This window comes from Serratia sp. T13T92, assembly GCF_047530105.1.
Lineage (GTDB): Bacteria > Pseudomonadota > Gammaproteobacteria > Enterobacterales > Enterobacteriaceae > Chania > Chania fonticola.
The window spans coordinates 1-21,852 of record NZ_JBLJAK010000021.1; the positions used below are offsets into that span (position 1 = coordinate 1).

The window sequence follows — 21,852 nt, forward strand, 5'->3', positions numbered from 1 at the left end:
GGGGAAAGAATACGTGATGCTGTAAAAGACCGAGTATAGAAATTCGAGTAAAATTCGAGTAAATTCGAGTTATTGTAAATTTATATTTATAAATCAATAGCATAAAAAAAGACCGAGTACGATTCCTATACTCGGTCTAGGGAAAGGGCTCTTGGGAGAGAGCCGTGCGCTAAAAGTTGGCATTTATGCAAGGTTTGTTCAACCGTGCATTCTAAGAATAGTCCAAGGTTCAAGTTTTGCCAGCCCAGCGCACACAAGTGATAGTTACAAACAGAAATTAATTACGTACATCTCGTCACCACCCGTAAACTTTTGCATAAGTATCGGGTGGTTAGCTGATTAGTCAGCACACAATTTTTCTGCTCTTTCGCGAAAAGGTTGCACGCTCATTTTCTGGCCGGGGTGGTTGGCGTCATCCAACAGGATCACATCCAGCGATTGGGCACGCTGCTGCCCCGCTTTCACCTGTGCTTCTGCGGCTTCATTGAGCGGATATTGCATCAGGGTGCTGTTGTTGAGCACGAACAAGGCAGCCCCTTTACGGCATTGCAGCGTGACTTCCTCTTTGGTGAACGCCCACTGTTTGCCGTACTCCAGCTTCGTGACGTTAACCAGCTTATCTGCCGCCAGCGCGCTCGACGCCGTTGCCAGCAGCGCAATACCAAGAATTACAGATTTCATGTTTTTGGCCTTAAGTTGCGATTTAAATCGATTTTCCCGCAGTTTGGGGGCATCCGGCAAGGCGCAATGTCATACCGGTGCATAGGTTGCAAATAAACTCACCAACAGCAGCACCGCTGCGCCCAACGCCACCTCAAGCCAGCAGGCGATTACCACCCCGCGCTGTGCCAGATTGGGGGGGGTACGCATCGCAGGGACGATAACGTAACGGTTGGCCAATGCCACCATCACCATCAGTGCCACCAGCCCGACTTTGACTAACAGCAAACGCTGATAGGCGGAGCCGAGATCGACTGGCCAGCGTCCAAGGATAATCAGGCTGTTGATTATGCCCGTGACGATCACCAGCACCACGGCAACATGGCCCCAGCGAGAGAAACGGATCAGGGTGGCGATAGCATCACTACGCCACTGCGGTTGTGGCAAGTAGCGCAGGCAAAGCAACAACGGTAATAGGCTGCCGAACCAGTAGCCTGCCGCTAACAGGTGCAAGGCGTGGTTAACGCGGTGTGCAATTCCCAATATGCCCGCATGCATCGCCGCATGGCCGATAAACGCCATATTGATCAGTAGCAGTGCCGAGCACATCGCTAGTGCTTGCCCCCGCTTTGCCGCAGGCAACAGCAAGGCTAACAAGGCCAGCAGGGAAAAACCCAGATGCCAGCGCCAGGCATCACCAAAGGTGGTGCCCAACACCGCCCACCAAATGCTCAATTGCCAGGTATCCGCCCAGCCATCGCCCATCAATCCGGCCTGAATGGCCAGCATCAGCAAAGCGGTTAATGCGGAGATCCAGGTCGAGGCGAGCAGCAGAGGGCGCAAATCGCAGGTGATTATCGGGGAAAGGCGCTGTGGCGACAGGACGGCGGTGAACAGGCTGACACCAAACATCAGCATCACCGCCGTAAAGTGCACAAAGCGACACAGCACAAACAGGGTCGCCAGAGTCATGGCTTAGTTAACGGTAAAGCTGTACTGACCTTTGGTTTTATGACCGTCAACGGAAACCACGTGCCAGCTAACCTGGTATTTCCCCGCCGCCAGTTCACTTTCAATCGGTACGTTAACCTGGGTGTTGTTGCTTGGATCCAGATCCAGCTTGCCGGTTTTAACCACGGCGTTATCTGGGCCGGTCACTTTGACACCGCTGAAGTTAGGCTCGATGCCTTCGGAGAAATTCAGCGTCAACACTTTTGGCGCAGAGCTGACGGTGGCGTCTGCCGCCGGAGTCTGTACTTTCAGGTGGGCATGCGCCAACGCCTGCTGAGAAGACAAGCCGACAAACAGTACAAAAATGGTGGAAAGCAGGCGATAGGATGAACGAATTTTAGCGATCACGGAGGAGTCCTTTATCAATTATGTAGGTGATAAGGGCCAAGACCGGTTACGCGGAGCGATGTTTCCGCAGCCTCAACCCACCACTGTGATTGCGCCACGGGTAAACAGCAGAAGGAGTGGGTAACTCACTGTTATAACTCTCTACCTCCCGGTAGCGTATCGCGTTAAATCATAACGACGGTGAATCGGCAAGTCGAGCACATCACTGATATTTTGCGATCTGGCAGCACGTATCGCTATAGCAGTTCGATAAACGCAGGGCAAAAAAACCGCATACAGTGAAAAGTATACGGCTAATTGATTCGCTGAACGGGCGCAGCATGCAGCGCCCCTACATATCAGGCTTGGCTATCGCTATAATATCGCCGTAAATTTAGGGCAAAAAAACCCCATACAGTGAAAAGTATACGGCTAATTGATTCGCTGAACGGGCGCGGCATGCAACGCCCCTACGTATCAGGCTTGGCTATCGCTATAATATCGCCGTAAATTTAGGGCAAAAAAACCGCATACGGTGAAAAGTACGCGGCTAATTGATTCGCTGAACGGGCGCGGCATGCAACGCCCCTACGTATCAGGCTTGGCTATCGCAATAATATCGCCGTAAATTTAGGGCAAAAAAAACCGCGTACGGTGAAAAGTACGCGGTTTTCAGATTGATGACAAAAGCGGGTTATCAGGCCTGGCCGTTACCGCTTACTGCCTCGGCACCCATTCTCTTCAGATCTTTATCAATGAAGAACAGTGCCTTGCCGCTGTTGCCTACCAGCGCCAACTTGTCCAGCACGGATTTGAACAGCTTCTCTTCTTCGTGCTGCTCGGCAACGTACCATTGCAGGAAGTTGAAGGTTGAGTAGTCTTGTGTGGTCATTGCCACGTGCGCCAGTTCATTGATTTGACGAGTGATCAGTTGCTCATGCTCGTAAGTCTGCTGGAAAACGTCCGCCAGTGATTCAAACTCTACCGGCGGTGCAGAAATGCTGCCGATCAGTGGCAACGCCCCGGTATCACTGAGGTAGTCGAACAGACGCTGCATGTGCTGCATCTCTTCGCGTGAATGTTCTTTAAGGAATGCGGCAGCCCCTTCAAAGCCTTTATCACTGCACCAGGCGCTCATTTGCAAATACAAATTGGCGGAATAGAATTCCAGATTCAGTTGCTCATTCAGTTTCGTGGTCATTGCTTGCGTTAGCATGAGGATCCCTATTATTTTTGCAGGTCATAAACTTAATTGACCGTATTATGCCTTGATTAACACAAAATAAAAACACTTGATTTACATTCATTTATTTAAATGGTAATTAACCATTAAAATCAACAGATTAAGAAAACAGTGAAATTTAACATTAAATTATTATGATAATCATTTTCATCTTTATATTTACAGTAAGACGAATCATTCTTATTTAACAAAATAAACCAATGGCATTACGCTTAAACATTATATCACCCTGTTTTTTGTAATGACTCTACGCCCAAAGTCTGAAGATGATAGGGATATATTGGCTTGAGAAGCTTGCCAAGCGCGGCACGGTAGATTACCTTCTGCGCTGAGTTGCCGTTACACAATAGAAGGAGGATCCCATGGGTTACAATCTGGCAGAGCTTTCCAAAGACGAGATGGACAAGGTGAACGTTGATCTGGCCGCGTCTGGAGTGGCATTCAAGGAACGCTACAATATGCCGGTGATCCCTGAGATGGTGGAACGTGAGCAGCCAAAGCATCTGCAGGACTACTTCCGCGAGCGTGTGATGCACTATCGCGTCGAATCACACAAATTCTCTCGCCTGCCTTACGAACCTAAAATGAAGTAATAGCCCCGCGCTCTAACCCTTCCCACAGGGAGGGGGGACTGAACGAGCTACAATTTAGCTACGGCAGCGGCCCTCAACATTCCCCCTTACGTTTCCACCAGCGGGACGCAGGATATGTCACAGTTTCAGATTGATGACAAAGTTGGACGGGCGTAGCATGCTACGCCCCTACCATAAGCAACATCACTTGCCCGCGAAACGGTCGGTAGCCAGCATCAGCTGGTGCAAAATACCCGGTTCATCCGTGGAGTGCCCTGCCCCTTCGACAATATGCAGTTCAGCCTCTGGCCAGGCTTTGGCCAGATCCCAGGCGTTTTGTACTTGGCAAGCCATATCGTAACGACCATGGACGATCACAGCCGGAATATGGCGGATCAGCGGGACGTTGCTCAGCAGTTGGTCATCGCTGTCGAGAAAGCCCTGATGGCTAAAGTAGTGGTTCTCAATGCGGGCAAAGGCCAGCGCGAAATCATCTTCGCCAAAGGAGGCGGAAGCACCGCTTGGCAACAGCGTTACCGTTTCCCCTTCCCACACGCTCCACAGTTTGGCAGCCTCAAGCTGCACTTGCAGATCCGGTGACGTCAGGCGTTGACGGTAGGCAGCAATCACGTCCTTGCGTTCTTCCTCCGAAAGAATAGACAGCACCCGCTCCCATTTATCCGGGAAGAAGCGGGAAGCGCCGTCTTGATAATACCAACTCAGTTCCTGCTTACGCAGCGTGAAGATCCCCCGCAGCACCATCTCGCTGACGCGTTGCGGATGGGTCTGTGCATAGGCCAGCGCCAGCGTGGAACCCCAGGAGCCACCAAAGACCAGCCACTGGTCCACTCGCGCCATGACACGCAGTCTTTCGAGATCGTCAACCAGGTGCCAGGTGGTGTTATTGTCCAGGCTCGCATGCGGTTTGGAACGACCACAGCCGCGCTGATCGAACAGCAAAACCTTATAGTACTGCGGGTCAAACAGCTGGCGATGATAAGGTGCGCTACCACCGCCAGGCCCGCCGTGGATAAATACCGCAGGCTTACCGTTTGGATTGCCGCTCAGCTCCCAGTAGATCCGGTGCCCATCTCCAGTATCCAGCCAACCGCTGTCATAGGCGGATAATGGCGGGTACAAACCTCGTAATTGTTCCATGGCGCGTACGTCTCTCTGTGAGTGATACCTTCATCAAAGCCGAAGCCGCTCATCAGGTCAACGGTAAAACGCTAAAACCTCCACCTATACCAACATGTTAGTGTGCGTTTGCTCAAAATGAAGTCGACTTGCTTTTACGCATATGGGGTTCGCGCATTTCTTGTGCGGTTTTGGCTTCAATACTCAGCTCTGCCGTGGGGCGCAATAACAGGCGTGGCAGGCCGATAGGCTCACCCGTTTCAAGACAATAACCGAAATCACCGGTTTCCAGGCGCTGCAGGGCGGCGGCCATCTTGGGTAACAGGCGGGTTTCCCGATCCAATTGGCGGAACAGTAGGCGCAGATCTTCTTCGCGCGCGGCTTTATCCGCTTCGTCACCGCTAATATCGCCGCTGTCGATATCACGTTTCAACACGTCAATGTGCTGCCAGAGTTTTTGTTGCTCATCCAATAGGCGTTGGCGGAAAAACGCCCGCTGCTCCGTATTCATGTAATCAGATTCTGGCATCGCCAGCAGTTGTTGCTCGCTTAATAATGTCATGACTGTCATGGCACACTCCGTGTACATAAGTTTGTTACATTATAACATTTTTAACACATAAAGGTTAATAATAAATAATCATTGGATAAACAAGGCGTTGACGTTTCCATACCCTTTGCTGCTTGCATATGATGGCCGCTAGGGGGTTAATGGTTCAGCAAGCCACCCAACCATAGGTTAACCAAGAGGCCATCATGAGTAAGGGAATGGACAGCAAGAAAAATGCGAAGAAGAAACCGTTGAAAACCCCAGCCGAGAAAAAAGCGGAGAAACGTTCCAAAAAAGGACAGGCGTCTGCATCTGGTGAGTAAATCAGTTTCTGACCGTAGTTAAACCCGCCGAGGCGGGTTTTTTGTTGCCTGCGAAAAGACAGGTTGGCATCGCAACCCCATATCGTTAAGCTAGGGAGTAGACTTTAGCTGGGAACATCATGATGTTACGTGTAATCGATACTGAAACCTGTGGGCTAGACGGCGGCGTAGTGGAAGTCGCTTCCGTTGACGTGATCGACGGGCAAATCACTAATCCGATGAGCGACCTGATCAGCCCAGACCGGCCTATCGGCCTGGACGCCATGGCCATTCACCACATCACCGAGCAGATGGTTGAGGGCAAGCCGCGTATCGCCGTCGCCATTGGGCGTTATCAGGACAGCCAATATTATGTCGCGCATAACGCTGCCTTTGATCGGGCCATGCTGCCGGAAATGAACGGTGCCTGGATTTGTACCCTCAAACTGGCACGTACGCTGTATCCAGACATTAAATATGGTAATCAATACCTGCGCTATGCGCTGAATCTGGATGTACAACTGCCGCAGGATACCGCGCTTTATCCACACCGCGCACTGTACGACTGCTACGTCACCGCCGCACTGCTGCAACGCATTGTGCAGGACTCCGGTTGGACGCCAGAACAGATGCTGGAAATCACCGAGCAGCCGGTATTGTTAAAAAAATTCAAGTTCGGCAAATATCGTGGGCAATCTATTGAGCAGGTAGCGCTGGAAGATCCTGGCTATCTGCGTTGGATGCTGAAATCCATCAACGATCTCAGCCCAGATATGAAACACACGTTGAAATACTATCTGTTGGGTTAATCAAGCGGGCAGTCTCCTGCCCGCGATGATTTATTCTGCCAGCGCCAGAATAAACGCATATTCCAGCGCAATATCTTCGTAAGCCTTAAAGCGCCCAGACTTGCCGCCGTGGCCGGCATCCATATCGGTATACAGCAGCAGCTGGCGATCGTCGGTTTTCAACTCACGCAGTTTCGCTACCCACTTGGCAGGCTCCCAGTATTGCACCTGCGAGTCATGCAGCCCGGTGGTGACCAGCATATGCGGATAATCCTGCGCTTTCACCTGATCGTATGGGCTGTACTGCAAGATGTAATCGTAATACGCCTTGTCGTTTGGATTGCCCCACTCGTCATATTCACCGGTGGTGAGCGGGATGGACTCATCCAGCATGGTGGTGACCACGTCCACAAACGGCACCTGGGCCACTACGCCATTGAACAGCTCAGGAGCCTGGTTGACTACCGCGCCCATCAGTAAGCCACCGGCACTGCCGCCCATGGCGAACACTCGGTCAGCATCGCCATAGCCCTGCTCTACCAATGCCTTGGTGACGTCGATAAAGTCGTTAAAGGTATTTTGTTTGTTGAACAGCTTGCCGTCTTCATACCAGAGTTGCCCCAGCTCGGCACCGCCGCGAATATGCGCCAGCGCGAAGACAAAACCGCGGTCCAACAGGCTGAGGCGGCTGGCACTGAATGCCGGATCCATGCTGCTGCCATAGGAGCCGTAGGCGTACACCATCAGCGGGTTCGCCCCATGCGCAAAGCGGTCAGCACGGTAAACCAAAGATACCGGCACCTCGACGCCGTCACGGGCTTTCACCCATACGCGCTCGCTACGATAATCTTCCGCCGTGAAGTTTTTCACTTCCTGCTGCTTGAGCAACTCCCGCTCGCCGCTGTCCAGATTCAGCTCATACAGCGTAGTTGGCGTGGTCATGGAGGAATAGCCGTAACGCAGCAGTTCGGTTTCTGGGTCTGGATTGTAGGCCAGCCAGGTGACATAGGTCGGATCGTCAAAAGCGATGCTCTTGTCTTCACCGCTCTGCCAGTGGATTTGGCGCAGCTGGGTCAGCCCGGCGATGCGCTCCTCCACCACCAGCCAGTCACGGAACAGGCTGAACCCTTCGAGCATGACATTGGTGCGCGGAGCAATCAGTTCCTGCCATTGGCTTTCGTCAGCCTGCTCGCTCTGGTACAGGCCAAAGTTCTTGCCGTTTCTGTTAGAGCGAATGTAGAAATGCTCACGGTAGTGATCGATGGCATATTCGTGATCTTTACGGCGCGGCGCAAACATCTGCGGCTTACTGTCTGCACTATTCGCATCCAGCAACAGGATCTCTGAGGTGGTGGTGCTGCTGAGGTGGATCAGGATAAAGCGCTCGGAGGTGGTTTTTTCCAGGCTGACGTAGAAAGTGTCATCCTGTTCCTCGTAGATCAACACGTCCTGCTGCGGATCGCTGCCCACGACGTGGCGATAGACCTGATACGGCAGCAATGTCTTGGCATGTTTACGCACGTAGTAAACGGTGGCGGAATCATTCGCCCACTCGAAGTTGCCAGAGGTGTTTTCCAGCACCTCATCGGCCCAGCTATCGTCGTGTAGATCCTTGAAACGGATATCGTATTGGCGGCGCGACAGGAAGTCTTCCGCCACGGCCAGGCGCTGGTTATCCGGGCTGACGTCCAACCCGCCCAACGTATAGAACTCATGCCCTTCCGCACGCTGATTACCATCGAGCAAGGTGTCCCAAAGCTCGGTAGCCGCTGCGGGTTGGCGCACATACAGCGCATATTCATTACCCGGCTCATAGCGGGTCTGATAGCGGAAACCACGCCTGACGTAAGGTACGGAATGTTCCTGCTGTGGGATACGCGCGACCATCTCCTGATACAGAGTTTCACGCAGCGCCTGTTGCGGCTTTAGCTGCGCGTCAGTATAGGCATTCTCAGCCCGCAAATAGTCCAATACCTGGAGATCGGTACGTTCGTCATCGCGCAGCCAGTAGTAGTCATCCACACGCGTGTCGCCATGGATAGTGATGGGATAAGGACGTTTTTCTGCCTTAGGAGGTGTCATCATTGCTAAATCATCCGCTTACTTTGATTAAGGCAAGAATGACACGAATTTCACAACGTTAACAAGCCACGTAAGTAAATGGGCGCAGCATGCAGCGCCCCTACGCAGTGAACCGGTTAGGTTTTGTCAGCATCTCATCGCAATGTGAGATGGCATACGGCATCAGCGCTTGGTAAACGCGATGACAAACAGTTCATCCAGCCCAGGGTAGATATCCTGGATCACCAGCTTCAGTTCGCTGAGGGTCATATTCTCCTGCTGCGCATGTTCATGCGTTAGCTCGTTCAGGCGCACGGGCGTTACCGACTTTACCTCGATATAACAGAAAAATACGCCGTCTTCGTTGCGGCTGACGCGCAGCACCTCATTCGGTTGGAAGTCAGCTTCGCTGGCATCCCGAATGGTGATGGTTTTGCGCCCGGCCAGAATATCTTGCTCAAAACGGCTGAAGAAGGTTATCTCACGGGACATGCTGAATCCTTGGTTATCATCATGTTGCTGCACCACTGCTTAAGCGGCCTGCTGCTCTTCTGACGCGGCGCCTTCTTCCGGGGCGGCGGCAGGTTTCTCACCTTTGGTTTTGGCTGGTTTTTTGGCGGCTTCTTGCGGGGCACCACCACGCAGGATCTGCGCCAGCACATCTTTGTGTTCCGCCAGGAAGAAGCTCAACCCTTCACGCTGTTCTTCTTCCAGCGTGACTGGCGCTTGCTGCAACCATTCACCGAGGCTATCGGCCAGATCCAACATTTTGTCGTAGGCATCGGCTTCTTTCTTATTTGCGAAAGTCATTTTTTCCTCACCGTTTCTCACTACTACATATTTCACTTCAACAGCCATGAGCATCTTCCTCAAAGGTTATGATACTGTATTTTTATACAGTATAGAGTGATTTCGGGCAGGGCTGCAAGCGCCCTGCCGTTTATTATTTCAACAGCCGCACTTTGCAGCTCTTGCCTTTGATCTTACCTTGCTGAAGCTGTTGCAGTGCCTTACGGGCGCTGGCTTTACGGATAGCCACATAGGCATGCACCGGGAACATGTCGATCTTGCCGACTTCTGCCGCCGTTAGCCCGGCGTCACCGGTCAACGCACCAAGAATATCGCCAGGGCGGATTTTCGCCTTACGGCCACCGTCGATGCACAGGGTGACCATTTCTGCTTCCAGTGGCGTGTTAGGCGCCCCGCTCAGCTCAGACACGGGTGACCATTTTGCACGCATGGACAGATACTCTTCGAGAGCATGAACACGCACCATTTCCTGCGGCGTACACAGGCTGATGGCCAACCCACTCAGACCGGCACGGCCAGTACGGCCAATGCGGTGGACGTGAACCTCAGGGTCAAACGACAGCTCGTAGTTGACCACCAGTTCCAATTCTTTGATATCCAGGCCACGCGCGGCCACGTCGGTCGCTACCAGTACACGGCAGCTGCGGTTGGCAAAGCGAACCAGCACCTGGTCCCGATCGCGTTGTTCAAGATCGCCATGCAGGGCCATGCAGCTGATACCACGAGCCTCCAACGCTTCATACACGCTCTGGCAATCACGCTTGGTGTTACAGAACACCACGCAGGACGCTGGCTGATAATGACGGATGGCGCTCACTAACACCGCAGGGCGTTGATCGCGGGTGGTTTCATAGAAACGTTGTTCGATAGAGGCTTGCTCATCGCCATCTTCGACTTCCACATTCAGTGGCTGGCGTTGCACACGGGCGCTAATGCGCTCAATGCCCGCCGGATAGGTGGCAGAAAATAGCAGGGTCTGGCGCTGCGGCGGCGTATAGCTGATCACATCATCGATATCATCGGCAAAGCCCATATCCAACATGCGGTCGGCCTCATCCAGCACCAGCACGGTCATCTCGTCCAGCACCAAAGTTTTCTTGCGCAGATGCTCCTGCACACGGCCCGGCGTACCTACCACAATGTGCGGCGCATGCACCAGGGAGTCGAGCTGTGGCCCCACCGGCTGGCCACCGCACAGGGTCAGTATCTTGATGTTCTGGGTAAAGCGGGCCAGGCGACGCAGCTCTTTGCTCACCTGGTCGGCCAGCTCACGCGTCGGGCACAGAATAAGCGCCTGGGTTGCCACTTTGGCAACGTTGATTTTATCCAGCAGGCCGATGCCAAATGCCGCCGTTTTACCGCTACCGGTTTTCGCTTTGGCACGTACGTCCTGCCCGTTCAGGATGGCAGGCAGCGCTGCGGCCTGTACCGGCGTCATTTCGGCATACCCCAGTTCGTTGAGGTTGGCCAACTGTTCAGCTGGCAGCTGCAGGGAAGAAAAAGAAACTGTGCTCACGGCAATAACTCTTATATAGCAAGTGGAAAGGCGGCGCTGCGCTTGGCTGGCACCGGATCAGGCGCAGATGATAACAGAGTTGGTGGGGTTTCCGGATTTCGGCGTTAAAAAAAGCGGTTAATAGGCACCGCTGGTCGTACGCAATCGTTTTCGTATATACTGCGCACTCAGTGTCAGACCCGTGAATTCATTCAGATCCAGGTATCAGACTATGTTAACTATTGGAACCGCCCTGCGTCCTGCCGCCACCCGCGTTATGCTACTCGGCTCAGGCGAGCTGGGCAAAGAAGTGGCCATCGAATGCCAGCGTTTAGGCTTGGAAGTCATTGCCGTTGACCGTTACGCCGATGCCCCAGCCATGCATGTGGCACACCGCAGCCACGTCATCAATATGCTGGATGGTGCGGCGCTCAAAGCGTTGATCGAACAGGAACGCCCCGATTTTATCGTGCCGGAAATAGAGGCTATCGCCACCAGCATGCTGGTTGAGTTGGAGCAACAGGGCCATAACGTCGTCCCCTGCGCCGAAGCCACACGTCTGACCATGAACCGCGAAGGTATTCGCCGTCTGGCCGCTGAAACGCTGGAGCTGCCAACCTCCAGCTACCGCTTTGCCGATAACGAGCAAAGCTTCCGCCAAGCGGTGGCCGAAATTGGTTACCCGTGCATCGTCAAGCCGGTGATGAGCTCATCCGGCAAAGGGCAAAGCCTGATCCGTGAAGAGCAGCAACTAGGCGCCGCCTGGGATTACGCACAACTTGGTGGGCGCGCTGGTGGAGGCCGGGTCATTGTTGAAGGGCTGGTCAAATTTGATTTCGAGATCACTCTGCTGACCATCAACGCCGTCAATGGCGTACATTTCTGTGAGCCGATCGGCCACCGTCAGGAAGATGGGGATTACCGCGAGTCCTGGCAGCCGCAGCGGATGTCAGAGCTGGCATTAAGCCGTGCTCAGGCGATCGCCGCAAAGGTGGTTAATGCACTGGGTGGATTTGGCCTGTTCGGCGTGGAACTGTTCGTCTGCGGCGATGAAGTGATTTTCAGCGAGGTCTCTCCACGCCCGCACGACACCGGCATGGTTACGCTGATTTCGCAGGATCTGTCCGAGTTTGCGCTGCACGTGCGCGCTTTCCTTGGGCTACCGATTAACGCGATACGCCAGTTCGGGCCGGCCGCGTCTGCGGTGATCCTGCCGGAGCTAAGCAGCGACAACGTGCGTTTCAGTGGGTTGGAGACGGCACTAAGTGGCTATAATCAGGTGCGGTTATTCGGTAAACCAAACATTGAGGGCAAACGCCGGATGGGCGTAGCACTGGCCGTTGCGCCAGAAGTAGAGCAAGCGGTAGAGCTGGCCAAACAGGCCGCTGCTGCGGTGACGGTGCAAGGGTAAACCGGTTGGGGGTTCGGGATGCCGACCCCCCGCTAACGTCAGTAGTTTTCGTCGTCTTCGCTATCTTCGTCCAGATACTCGGTCGGCTCTTCCTGCTGCTGTTCTTCTTCTTCATCGTCGAACATCACGCTAACCTGATCGCCCTGATGTTTTTCGCGGATTTCCTGTGCCACAGTCGCGATGGCCTCTCCGCTGCTCATGCCCTGCCCCATCAGCAAATGGATACGTTCAGCAGCTTCCTGCTGTTCTTGGTGACTCAGTGACGGCATACCTGCAAGCATGTATTTCTCCCCGGTAAAATAGGCGTGAATTATACGCGCTAACGACGCAGATCCCTACACCTGTTATTCGCTGGCCTGCAAGGGAGTCGCGTTATCAATGTGCCACTGTTTTAAGCGATGCAGCCACAACATCACATGCCATGTCTGCTTGATCCCCCGCATATTGTCGATCATCTTCCGCTGAATGCCGCGCTGGTAGAAATCTTCAGCGATCTGTTGTTGCGCCTGCAGTTCGGGCTCACGGCGAATACTATGGCAAATCCCCAACGCCTCACGCGCGATTTGCCAATGGAAGGCCGCACAAATCGAGATCTTGCTGCTGTAACGCTGATTCAGTGCCACCAGCATCTCGACGATTTTCATATAGTGGCGCTGATACTCGACGTTCGCCTGCCCGGTACGCCGACGGTTGCTGATCGAGCGGTCGTGTACCCGTTGGCGATATAGCGGTTTGCTCAGGTATTTAACTCGTTGAGCATTGAACATCACCTCGGTGGTCCACGGGATATCCTGATGATGTAAACCAGGTTCGAAATAAAGTTGGTGCTGCTTGATAAAATCCAGGCGATACACGGCTAACCACACCACATGAATAAAGCGTCTTGATTTCAACGCTTTTTCCAACCACTGCGCACCAGAAATAACCGCCGTATCTTTCAGGCGCGCCGCAGGAATAATGGGGTGCAAATCACCATTGCTTGCAAAATAGCGTTCGCCGTTACATTGCATCACGTCTAATTGATGTTCTTCGGCTAATGTAAGCAGCGTTGAATACATTTTGGGATCCAATAAATCATCGGCGTCGGGGAAGGCGACATATTTACCACGGGCCACGGCCAGCCCGGCATTGCGAGCATTGGAGACCCCTGAGTTGGGCTGATCGATGACCTTGATATGTGGATGCTGCGCGGCGTAACGGTGTGCGATCTCTCCTGAGCCGTCGGTGGAGCCATCGTTAACGATGATCACCTCCAACTGCTGCTCATGTTGCGCCAGCAATGAATTCAAGAAAGGAATAAATAGCTCCCCCACATTATGCAAAGGAACAATAACGCTTAATTTTAATGACATTGCTGCCCTCACCTGCGGGGTAAATTAGAATAATCGTCGGGTAAAACAAGATACATTTATTATTATTTTACTTATTAAAACATTCACTGAGGGAATTTCTTTCGGCGAATATATAATGGCATTTTACATTTTATAATATGGCAGACGTTGCAAAAAATGCTCCATTTACGCATGGTTTACTTTTCATCCGGCTAATCTGTAAGCAGCACCCTATGGCGTAATGTGGCAGAATGGCTGCCAACACCGCTGTTTACGTGAGTCAGGTTGATTGATCCTATGAATGTCACCGCCCCAAACCTTAAATCGTTACCCTATACGCGCGAAGCCGTACTAACGCTATTCGCTCCATTGGCACAACGGCCATGGGCTATGCTGCTGCATTCAGGCTTTGCCGAGCACCCGCATAACCGGTTTGACATTCTGGTGGCAGAACCACGCACCACGCTGACGACTTGCGGTGCCAGCACCGAGATCCAGCAGGGAGAGACTCGCAGTCACTCACCGGAAGACCCCTTTGTGCTGTTACAGCAACAGCTAGATGCTCTCAACCTGCATCCGCCACTGAACGGCGAACTGCCCTTTCAAGGGGGAGCGCTAGGGCTATTTGGCTATGATTTGGGACGACGTATCGAAACGTTGCCGCAGTTGGCACAGGCCGATATCAAGCTGCCGGATATGGCGGTGGGTATTTATGACTGGGCTCTGATCGCCGATCATCATCAACAAAAACTGACCCTGCTCAGCTATGGGGATGTAGAACAGCGCTGGCAATGGCTTAACCAACAGCGGGTTGTGCCACAGCCTCCCTTTGCCCTGACCGGCAACTGGCAGGCCAACATGACGCGCCAACAATATGGCGAGAAATTCCGGCGTATCCAGGGCTATCTGCGCAGCGGCGATTGCTATCAGATCAATTTGGCTCAGCGTTTTTCCGCCCCGTATCAAGGGGACGAATGGCAGGCATTCCAGCAGTTAAGCGCCAGCAACCGTGCGCCGTTCTCCGCTTTCCTGCGCCTGCCCGCCAACGCGGTATTGAGCGTTTCACCAGAACGTTTCCTGTGGTTGGCCGATCGGCAAATCCAGACCAGGCCAATCAAAGGTACGCTACCCCGCCTTGCCGATGCCGCACTGGATGCAGAACAGGCGCAAAAGTTGGCCAATTCGCCCAAGGACCGGGCCGAAAATCTGATGATTGTCGATCTGCTGCGTAATGACATTGGCCGTGTGGCAGAGCCTGGCAGCGTCAAGGTGCCGGAACTGTTCGTGGTTGAGCCGTTCCCGGCGGTACATCATCTGGTCAGTACCATTACTGCCACCCTGCCCGCTAACCGCTCGGCTAGCGAGCTGTTGCGCGCCTGTTTTCCCGGCGGATCGATTACCGGCGCGCCCAAAGTGCGGGCAATGGAAATCATCGAAGAACTGGAGCCGCAGCGCCGTAATGCCTATTGTGGCAGCATTGGCTATCTCAGCGTTTGCGGTACCATGGACACCAATATCACCATCCGCACCCTGATTGCCGAAAACGGTCGCATCAGCTGTTCTGCCGGTGGTGGCATCGTTGCAGATAGTCAGGAACAGGCGGAGTATCAGGAAACCTTTGATAAGGTAGGCCGCATCTTGCCACAGCTGGGGGAGTTTACCGTTTCGTGAGCCATCAGGACTATCCGGCCTCATTGGCCGATTTTATCAGCCGCTTTCAGCTGCAACAGCCGCAGGCGGTGCAGATCTCCCACAACTCGCGCCCAGCCGCCGTGCTGATCCCCATCGTTTGTCGGCCAGAACCGACCCTGCTGCTCACCCGCCGCGCTGACTCATTACGTAAACATGCGGGTCAAGTGGCCTTCCCCGGTGGTAAAACCGATGCTGAAGACGGTTCTCCCATCATTACCGCACTGCGTGAAGCGCAGGAAGAAGTGGCGATCCCACCGCAGCGGGTGCATGTCCTTGGCCAGTTGGCCCCGCTCGACAGCAGCACCGGTTTTCAGGTGACGCCGGTGGTGGGCCTGATCCCGGCAGATGTGGCGTTTCATGCCAACGAAGATGAGGTCGCCGAGGTGTTCGAAATCCCGCTGCACGAAGCGCTGCGGCTCTCACGCTATTATCCGCTGGACATTCATCGTGGCGGTCACGCACATCGAGTCTATCTTTCCTGGTATCAGAGCCAGTTCGTCTGGGGTCTGACGGCCGCGATTATTCGCCGCCTGGCACAGCAAGTCAGCATCTGAATCTGGTATTTTTCGTGACATACGTCACGTTAAAGCCGGGATTACCTGTCGTTTTGAGTATAAAGCGATCGCTATCACTCCTGCAGCCTGTTTTATCAACTACCGTTACCGCTATCGATGTTTTAAAAAAACTGTAAACTCTCTCTTCAACCTTACGAAATACCTGTAAAATAGCCACGACCGGAATAAACCACTAATATTATAAGGATTACCCCGGTCGCGTTTTAAGGCGTTAACAGCAATACCAAGGATTACTTTATTTCATGCGAAAAGGGCCGCAAAACCCGTACGGCCCTTTTACACTATCGCAGTTCCCTGCGCGGTTTTTAACCGCAGCAGCCATAACAATATGCCTCTTTAAGGAGTTTTAGCGTGATTAGCGTTTTCGACATGTTTAAGATCGGCATCGGCCCGTCCAGCTCTCATACGGTTGGACCGATGAAAGCCGGCAAACAGTTTGTCGACGATCTGGTAAACGAAGGCTTGATGCCTTCCGTCACGCGTGTTGCCGTCGATGTTTACGGCTCACTCTCATTGACCGGTAAAGGTCACCATACCGATATCGCCATCATTCTCGGCCTGGCGGGCAATATGCCTGATACCGTCGATATCGATGGCATCCCGGGCTTTATTCGCGATGTTGAGCAACGTCAACGCCTGATGCTGGCCAGCGGCCTGCACGAAGTCGATTTCCCCCGCGATGGCGGCATGGTATTCCGTAGCGACAATATGCCGCTGCACGAAAACGCCATGCAGATCCATGCCTTCGCAGGCGACAAGCAGATTTACAGCAAAACCTATTACTCCATCGGTGGCGGGTTTATCGTTGACGAAGAACATTTCGGCAAAGCCGAAAGTAACGAAATCTCGGTTCCCTATCCGTTCCACTCGGCAAGCGAAATGTTGGCCCACTGCCACGCTACCGGTCTGTCCCTCTCCGGGATGGTCATGCAAAACGAACTGGCACTGCATAGCAAGCAGGAGATCGAAGCCTATTTCGGCAACGTTTGGCAAACCATGCGCGCCTGTATCGATCGCGGTCTGAACACCGAAGGCGTTCTGCCTGGCCCGCTGCGGGTTCCGCGCCGTGCCTCCGCCCTGCGCCGCTTGCTGGTTTCCTCAGACAAACTGTCCAGCGACCCAATGAACGTGATCGACTGGGTCAACATGTTTGCGTTGGCGGTAAACGAAGAGAACGCCGCCGGTGGCCGCGTGGTGACCGCCCCAACCAACGGAGCCTGCGGGATCGTCCCTGCGGTGCTGGCTTACTACGATCATTTCATTGAGTCCGTCAGCCCGGAAACCTATGTCCGCTACTTTATGGCGTCGGGTGCGATTGGCACACTGTATAAAATGAACGCCTCGATTTCTGGTGCCGAAGTGGGCTGCCAGGGCGAAGTGGGTGTAGCCTGTTCGATGGCCGCTGCAGGCCTGGCCGAGTTGCTTGGCGGCAGCCCTGAGCAGGTTTGCATCGCCGCCGAAATCGGCATGGAGCATAACCTGGGCTTGACCTGCGATCCCGTTGCCGGCCAGGTACAGGTCCCTTGCATCGAGCGCAACGCCATTGCCTCGGTGAAAGCGATCAACTCGGCGCGTATGGCATTGCGCCGCACCAGCGAGCCGCGTGTGTCGCTGGATAAGGTGATCGAAACCATGTACGAAACCGGTAAAGACATGAACGCCAAGTATCGTGAGACCTCTCGTGGCGGTCTGGCGATCAAGGTTCAGTGTGACTGATTAAGTCTGTCCCCCTCGTCGTCACCGGCGAGGGGGAACGGCTGAAAAAACCTGAACTGGCTACGCAACACGTAGGGGCGCCGCATGCGGCACCCACCTAGAGAATCAATAGGTTAACCTCGTTGTCCCGTACAAACTCAGCAATACTGCTAATCTGACCACCTCGCCCATCCGCCGGTTAACCCCCAAATTTCCCCTTTGATCTCGCCAACCGAAATAATTTGTTGAGTTACCATCAATTTTCCATGCGAACAGGCTAGAATTAGCCAAGCATAGTATTATGAAATTGCGCCTGGAAGTGGCGTCAGGCAGCTAGACTGAACAAGGACTTACCGGATGTTGATGACCCAACTTGCCGCATCGAAATACCGCTATTACCGTTGGCTTCTCGCCGGCGCGGTTGGGTTGGCTATTTTGTTGATTTCGCTCTATACCCGCTACTATCAGGAAATCCGTAATACCGAGCAGAACCAGCGCGTCCTGGCCAGCCGGGTGATCACCAAACTCAATGCGTTGCTGCTGCCCGCAGAGCAACAGGCTCTCAGCACCATGTCGCTGGTCGGGCAACCCTGCGATTCGGTGATACCAACGTTACGTTTTCGTGCCGCACAGAATCAGGCGCTGCGCTCGTTGCTGCTGGTCAAGGACGGCACGATTTATTGCTCCAGCCTGTTTGGCCAACGCCACTATGTGTTTACCACCATTTTCCCAACCATGACCAAAGGCGGCATGCAGCTGGCACTGCGCCCTTCCATCACGGTAGCTAAAGGAACGCCAACGCTGGTGCTGTGGACTCCGTTGCCCGATCAAAGTACCAGCGGGGTGTTGCACGTTTTCAATATCGATCTGTTGTCCAATTTCCTGCTGGAACCGCAAGAGCCTTTTGCTCATCGGGTAGCCCTGAACGTGGGTGCCTACAGACTGGAATATGGTCAACAGGAAATTACCCTGAGCGATGGCAAAGCCGAAGGCCTGCAATACACCGCCAAATCCGCCAAGTATCCTTTCTCCATCTCCCTGTTTGGCCCCGATGCCCGTACTCTGGCTCTGGCCGCACTACCGCGCCATATTCCTCTGGCGTTGATGCTGAGCCTGCTGGCGGCCTACGTGGTCTATCTGATCACCGCCAACCGCATGAGCCTGTCTTACCATATTGGCCACGCCATTGCGCATCGCGAATTTCGCGTTTATTGCCAGCCGATTATCAACAGCGATAATGGGCGCTGTGTCGGCGTCGAAACCTTGATGCGCTGGAAGAACAAGCGACAAGGCTGGATTTCGCCAGACGTGTTTATCCCGCTGGCCGAACAGCACGCCCTGATCATTCCGCTAACGCGTTATCTGATGACCACGGTGGTAGAAAACCTCAACCTGTTCCCCCCTCGCCCCTCTTTCTATATCAGCATCAACGTCGCAGCGGAGCATTTCAATACCGTCAGCATTATCGATGATATCCGCCGCATCTGGCTGCCCGCCCATCCGATGCCGTCACTGATGCTGGAGCTGACGGAGCGAACCGCACTGTCGGAGATTCAGCATGAACAGATTAAAACGCTCAAAGAGATGGGCATCATGCTGGCGATAGACGACTTTGGCACCGGCCACAGCTCGCTCAGCTACCTGAAAAAGCTCAGCCCGGACGTGTTGAAGATCGATCGTGGTTTTACCGCCGCCATTGGCACCGACGCGGTCAATGCCACCGTGACCGATACCATCATTACATTGGCACAGCGCCTGAAATTAAAACTGGTGGCCGAAGGGGTTGAGACAGAGGAGCAGGCAGAGTATCTACGCTCGCAGGGGGTAAATGCCTTACAGGGGTATTATTTTGCCAAGCCGATGCCGATCAACGTGTTTCCACTGTGGCTGCAACAGTATGAAACCCGCCAACGCGTGCTGCATCAACAGCCGCAAACAAAAGAAAAGCGAGAGAATTAGTACCCCTCACCCTAACCCTCTCCCACAGGGAGAGGGAACCGATCGAGTTAGCATGAAAGCACAGTATTCATCATGAGCTTTGGATGACGGAATGACCGAGGTTGCTGGAATTATCTCCTCTCTCCCAACAGAGCTTGGGCTATCAGCTCCCTCTCCCTGTGGGAGAGGGTTGGGGTGAGGGGAGACTACTTACTCGTCTTGCTCGTGCAGCGGTTTCACCTTGGTGATGCTGACCAGTTCGATGCGATAATCCGAGATCTCAAGGATTTCAAAACGCAGGTCGTGGAGTTCGACCACGTCGCCCACCGTTGGCATCTGGCCAGAATATGAGAGCAGGAAGCCCGCCAGCGAGGCGTAATCCTCGGTGGGGCTAACCAAATCGTCACAGTCCAACGCCTGCTCCAACGAGTGGAGGTCCGCTCCGCCCTTCACCAGCCAGCGGTCGCCATCCTCGATAATATCCGGCGTTTCATCTTCGTCCGGGAACTCACCGGCAATCGCTTCCAGCACGTCCAACGGCGTGACCAACCCCTGCACCACGCCAAACTCATTGGTCACCATCACCAGACGGCCCTTGGCCCGGCGCAATACCGCCAGCAGCTTGATCACGTCCATGGTTTCCGGTACGACGATCGGCGGTGTGCGCGCGGCAAACTCGGCGATATCCACGCCCTGATCCAACGCGACCAGCAGATCCTTGGCACGCACCACGCCGATAAACTCGTCCAGCTCATAGCGGCAAACCGGGAACAGGCTATGCGGGGTATCCAGCAACTGTTCGCGCACCTCGTCGCGGGAACGTTCGCAATCTACCCACGAAATCTCGGTGCGTGGTGTCATCACGCTGCGCAAGGTACGGGAAGCCAATGTCAGCACGCCGCTGATCATGTAGCGTTCCTCCTGCGCAAAGGTTTCTTTCACCTTACGCAGGCTGTCTTCATCCACCTGTTGTTGGGTACGCTGTTGCCCCATCAGGCGCATAATCGCTTCAGCCGTGCGTTCGCGCATCGGGCGACGAGACTCGTGCTTGATGAAGTTGCGCCGTGCAATCTGGTTAAACATCTCGATCAGGATCGAGAAGCCAATCGCCGCATACAGATAGCCTTTTGGAATGTGCACGCCAAGGCCTTCGGCAATCAGACTCAGGCCGATCATCAGCAGGAAGCTCAAACAGAGCACCACGATGGTCGGATGGGCGTTCACGAAGTTGGTCAAAGGTTTCGAGGCCAGCAACATCACCGCCATCGCAATCACTACTGCTGCCATCATGACCGGTAGATCGTTGACCATCCCCACTGCCGTGATCACCGCGTCGAGCGAGAACACCGCATCAAGGATGACGATCTGCACCACCACCGCCCAGAATTTGGCGTAGCCACGGTTAGCACCTTCCTGATGGGTGCTGCCCTCCAGCCGTTCATGCAACTCCATCGTGGCTTTGAACAACAGGAATACCCCACCAAACAGCAGGATCAGGTCGCGACCAGAGAAAGCGAATTCCCCCACGCTGAACAGCGGTTTGGTCAGCGTCACCATCCATGAAATCACCGACAGCAACCCAAGACGCATCACCAAGGCTAATGAAAGGCCGATAATGCGCGCTTTATCACGCTGCTTGGGCGGCAGTTTGTCGGCCAGAATGGCGATGAATACCAGGTTGTCGATACCCAGCACGATTTCCAAGACCACCAGGGTCAATAACCCGGCCCAAATCGAGGGGTCCATTAATATTTCCATATCAGACTCCAGAAGAAAGACAGGTTGGCAGAGCTGCGCTCAGACGTAGGGAGGCAAACGCAGACGTGGCGTTGGCGATGACAGAGAGAAAACAGGATGGCACTAACAGGAAGCAGCCATAAGGCCGAGCGAACGTTGTTGCGCCAACAGGTGGCGGGTGAAACCTTGTAAAACAGTAACTTCGGTGACAGTCCATAGGGAGGGCTGAGGCCCTTCACTCCTTGGTTATGAAAGAAGAATGCACTCTAACAGGAAATTTTTCGTCAGAAAAGTGGCTTTGTTCAGTTTACGTCTCATTTTGTAACAGCTTTGCTGTTTAATTCCGCAAACTAACTATTCGGCTTAATCGATCCACTAATAGCAGAGCAATGTCACAAAATTTATTTTTTCACGCACTAAAATAAATGGCGTTAACGGGAATTAACGGCCACAGGTTTTTGAAACTGCGTGATAAATGTTAAGTGTGAGTTTCTTTTTTTCTACCATAATGTATTTG

At 53.6% G+C, this 21,852-nt stretch carries 20 protein-coding genes; 7 read left to right on the plus strand and 13 right to left on the minus strand.

From position 1 onward, the window contains the following. Positions 1-339 precede the first annotated feature (339 nt). From ACMV5I_RS18355 to ftnA, 4 genes are all read right to left on the minus strand, one after another. A complete protein-coding gene (locus ACMV5I_RS18355; protein ID WP_021806756.1) occupies positions 340-681 on the minus strand; it encodes a YebY family protein in 342 nt (113 codons plus the stop codon). A 69-nt stretch (positions 682-750) separates the two neighbouring features. Then, positions 751-1,632 carry a copper homeostasis membrane protein CopD gene (gene copD / locus ACMV5I_RS18360; RefSeq protein ID WP_414825003.1) on the minus strand — a complete coding sequence of 294 codons (882 nt, stop codon included), beginning with the start codon at positions 1,630-1,632 and terminating at the stop codon, positions 751-753. 3 nt (positions 1,633-1,635) lie between these two features. Beyond that, entirely contained in the window at positions 1,636-2,019 is a 384-nt protein-coding gene (gene yobA / locus ACMV5I_RS18365) for a CopC domain-containing protein YobA (protein ID WP_021181056.1), read from the minus strand. A gap of 676 nt (positions 2,020-2,695) precedes the next feature. After that, positions 2,696-3,214 carry a non-heme ferritin gene (gene ftnA / locus ACMV5I_RS18370; protein WP_021806759.1) on the minus strand — a complete coding sequence of 173 codons (519 nt, stop codon included), beginning with the start codon at positions 3,212-3,214 and terminating at the stop codon, positions 2,696-2,698. 389 nt (positions 3,215-3,603) lie between these two features. Here ftnA and ACMV5I_RS18375 point away from each other — a divergent pair, with 389 nt between their 5' ends. Next, on the plus strand, positions 3,604-3,834 hold the full coding sequence (locus tag ACMV5I_RS18375; RefSeq protein WP_021181054.1) for a DNA polymerase III subunit theta: 231 nt from the start codon (positions 3,604-3,606) through the stop codon (positions 3,832-3,834). 183 nt (positions 3,835-4,017) lie between these two features. Here ACMV5I_RS18375 and pip read toward each other — a convergent pair whose 3' ends face one another. Next, the gene (pip, locus tag ACMV5I_RS18380; RefSeq protein WP_414825004.1) at positions 4,018-4,971 is read right to left on the minus strand and encodes a prolyl aminopeptidase; all 954 of its coding nucleotides are present in this window, start codon (positions 4,969-4,971) and stop codon (positions 4,018-4,020) included. Positions 4,972-5,083: 112 nt separating this feature from the next. Beyond that, on the minus strand, positions 5,084-5,521 hold the full coding sequence (locus ACMV5I_RS18385; RefSeq protein ID WP_021806760.1) for a TraR/DksA C4-type zinc finger protein: 438 nt from the start codon (positions 5,519-5,521) through the stop codon (positions 5,084-5,086). 421 nt (positions 5,522-5,942) lie between these two features. On the opposite strand from ACMV5I_RS18385, the gene exoX reads away from it, so the two are divergent. Further along, a complete protein-coding gene (gene exoX, locus ACMV5I_RS18390) occupies positions 5,943-6,611 on the plus strand; it encodes an exodeoxyribonuclease X (RefSeq protein ID WP_414825005.1) in 669 nt (222 codons plus the stop codon). A gap of 30 nt (positions 6,612-6,641) precedes the next feature. Here exoX and ACMV5I_RS18395 read toward each other — a convergent pair whose 3' ends face one another. From ACMV5I_RS18395 to dbpA, 4 genes are all read right to left on the minus strand, one after another. Continuing rightward, positions 6,642-8,675, minus strand: coding sequence for a S9 family peptidase (locus ACMV5I_RS18395; RefSeq protein ID WP_414825006.1), 2,034 nt, complete (start codon positions 8,673-8,675; stop codon positions 6,642-6,644). 159 nt (positions 8,676-8,834) lie between these two features. Then, positions 8,835-9,143: a N(4)-acetylcytidine aminohydrolase gene (gene yqfB, locus ACMV5I_RS18400; RefSeq protein WP_414825007.1), complete on the minus strand. Its 309-nt coding sequence runs from the start codon at positions 9,141-9,143 to the stop codon at positions 8,835-8,837. A 39-nt stretch (positions 9,144-9,182) separates the two neighbouring features. Then, entirely contained in the window at positions 9,183-9,509 is a 327-nt protein-coding gene (locus tag ACMV5I_RS18405) for a YebG family protein (RefSeq protein WP_065685556.1), read from the minus strand. A gap of 85 nt (positions 9,510-9,594) precedes the next feature. Then, on the minus strand, positions 9,595-10,977 hold the full coding sequence (dbpA, locus tag ACMV5I_RS18410; protein WP_414825008.1) for an ATP-dependent RNA helicase DbpA: 1,383 nt from the start codon (positions 10,975-10,977) through the stop codon (positions 9,595-9,597). Between the two features lie 211 nt (positions 10,978-11,188). On the opposite strand from dbpA, the gene purT reads away from it, so the two are divergent. Then, positions 11,189-12,367, plus strand: a complete 1,179-nt coding sequence (gene purT / locus ACMV5I_RS18415; protein WP_414825009.1) for a formate-dependent phosphoribosylglycinamide formyltransferase — start codon at positions 11,189-11,191, stop codon at positions 12,365-12,367. A 38-nt stretch (positions 12,368-12,405) separates the two neighbouring features. Here purT and ACMV5I_RS18420 read toward each other — a convergent pair whose 3' ends face one another. Beyond that, positions 12,406-12,648 carry a YoaH family protein gene (locus ACMV5I_RS18420; RefSeq protein WP_021806766.1) on the minus strand — a complete coding sequence of 81 codons (243 nt, stop codon included), beginning with the start codon at positions 12,646-12,648 and terminating at the stop codon, positions 12,406-12,408. Between the two features lie 63 nt (positions 12,649-12,711). Beyond that, positions 12,712-13,719 (minus strand): glycosyltransferase, encoded by a 1,008-nt coding sequence (locus ACMV5I_RS18425; RefSeq protein WP_174334672.1) that lies wholly within the window; start codon positions 13,717-13,719, stop codon positions 12,712-12,714. Between the two features lie 276 nt (positions 13,720-13,995). Here ACMV5I_RS18425 and pabB point away from each other — a divergent pair, with 276 nt between their 5' ends. The 4 genes from pabB to ACMV5I_RS18445 all read left to right on the plus strand — a co-directional run bounded on the left by pabB (position 13,996) and on the right by ACMV5I_RS18445 (position 19,619). Continuing rightward, the gene (gene pabB, locus ACMV5I_RS18430) at positions 13,996-15,369 is read left to right on the plus strand and encodes an aminodeoxychorismate synthase component 1 (RefSeq protein ID WP_414825010.1); all 1,374 of its coding nucleotides are present in this window, start codon (positions 13,996-13,998) and stop codon (positions 15,367-15,369) included. Further along, a complete protein-coding gene (locus tag ACMV5I_RS18435; protein WP_121607117.1) occupies positions 15,366-15,944 on the plus strand; it encodes a CoA pyrophosphatase in 579 nt (192 codons plus the stop codon). The genes pabB and ACMV5I_RS18435 overlap by 4 nt, the downstream gene beginning before the upstream one ends. A gap of 372 nt (positions 15,945-16,316) precedes the next feature. After that, positions 16,317-17,681 carry an L-serine ammonia-lyase gene (sdaA, locus tag ACMV5I_RS18440; RefSeq protein WP_024486973.1) on the plus strand — a complete coding sequence of 455 codons (1,365 nt, stop codon included), beginning with the start codon at positions 16,317-16,319 and terminating at the stop codon, positions 17,679-17,681. A 336-nt stretch (positions 17,682-18,017) separates the two neighbouring features. Beyond that, complete coding sequence (locus ACMV5I_RS18445) at positions 18,018-19,619, plus strand: EAL domain-containing protein (RefSeq protein WP_202671400.1); 1,602 nt, start codon at positions 18,018-18,020, stop codon at positions 19,617-19,619. Positions 19,620-19,808: 189 nt separating this feature from the next. On the opposite strand, the gene ACMV5I_RS18450 is transcribed toward ACMV5I_RS18445, so the two are convergent. Continuing rightward, positions 19,809-21,356 (minus strand): TerC family protein, encoded by a 1,548-nt coding sequence (locus tag ACMV5I_RS18450; protein WP_024486721.1) that lies wholly within the window; start codon positions 21,354-21,356, stop codon positions 19,809-19,811. Positions 21,357-21,852 lie beyond the last annotated feature (496 nt).

Coding starts and splice junctions, on each gene's coding strand:
- ACMV5I_RS18355 (WP_021806756.1), bottom strand. CDS start 681: ATGAAATCTGTAATTCTTGGTATTGCGCTGCTGGCAACGGCGTCGAGC.
- copD (WP_414825003.1), bottom strand. CDS start 1,632: ATGACTCTGGCGACCCTGTTTGTGCTGTGTCGCTTTGTGCACTTTACG.
- ftnA (WP_021806759.1), bottom strand. CDS start 3,214: ATGCTAACGCAAGCAATGACCACGAAACTGAATGAGCAACTGAATCTG.
- ACMV5I_RS18375 (WP_021181054.1), top strand. CDS start 3,604: ATGGGTTACAATCTGGCAGAGCTTTCCAAAGACGAGATGGACAAGGTG.
- pip (WP_414825004.1), bottom strand. CDS start 4,971: ATGGAACAATTACGAGGTTTGTACCCGCCATTATCCGCCTATGACAGC.
- ACMV5I_RS18385 (WP_021806760.1), bottom strand. CDS start 5,521: ATGACAGTCATGACATTATTAAGCGAGCAACAACTGCTGGCGATGCCA.
- exoX (WP_414825005.1), top strand. CDS start 5,943: ATGATGTTACGTGTAATCGATACTGAAACCTGTGGGCTAGACGGCGGC.
- ACMV5I_RS18395 (WP_414825006.1), bottom strand. CDS start 8,675: ATGATGACACCTCCTAAGGCAGAAAAACGTCCTTATCCCATCACTATC.
- yqfB (WP_414825007.1), bottom strand. CDS start 9,143: ATGTCCCGTGAGATAACCTTCTTCAGCCGTTTTGAGCAAGATATTCTG.
- ACMV5I_RS18405 (WP_065685556.1), bottom strand. CDS start 9,509: ATGGCTGTTGAAGTGAAATATGTAGTAGTGAGAAACGGTGAGGAAAAA.
- purT (WP_414825009.1), top strand. CDS start 11,189: ATGTTAACTATTGGAACCGCCCTGCGTCCTGCCGCCACCCGCGTTATG.
- ACMV5I_RS18420 (WP_021806766.1), bottom strand. CDS start 12,648: ATGCTTGCAGGTATGCCGTCACTGAGTCACCAAGAACAGCAGGAAGCT.
- ACMV5I_RS18425 (WP_174334672.1), bottom strand. CDS start 13,719: ATGTCATTAAAATTAAGCGTTATTGTTCCTTTGCATAATGTGGGGGAG.
- pabB (WP_414825010.1), top strand. CDS start 13,996: ATGAATGTCACCGCCCCAAACCTTAAATCGTTACCCTATACGCGCGAA.
- ACMV5I_RS18445 (WP_202671400.1), top strand. CDS start 18,018: ATGTTGATGACCCAACTTGCCGCATCGAAATACCGCTATTACCGTTGG.
- ACMV5I_RS18450 (WP_024486721.1), bottom strand. CDS start 21,356: ATGGAAATATTAATGGACCCCTCGATTTGGGCCGGGTTATTGACCCTG.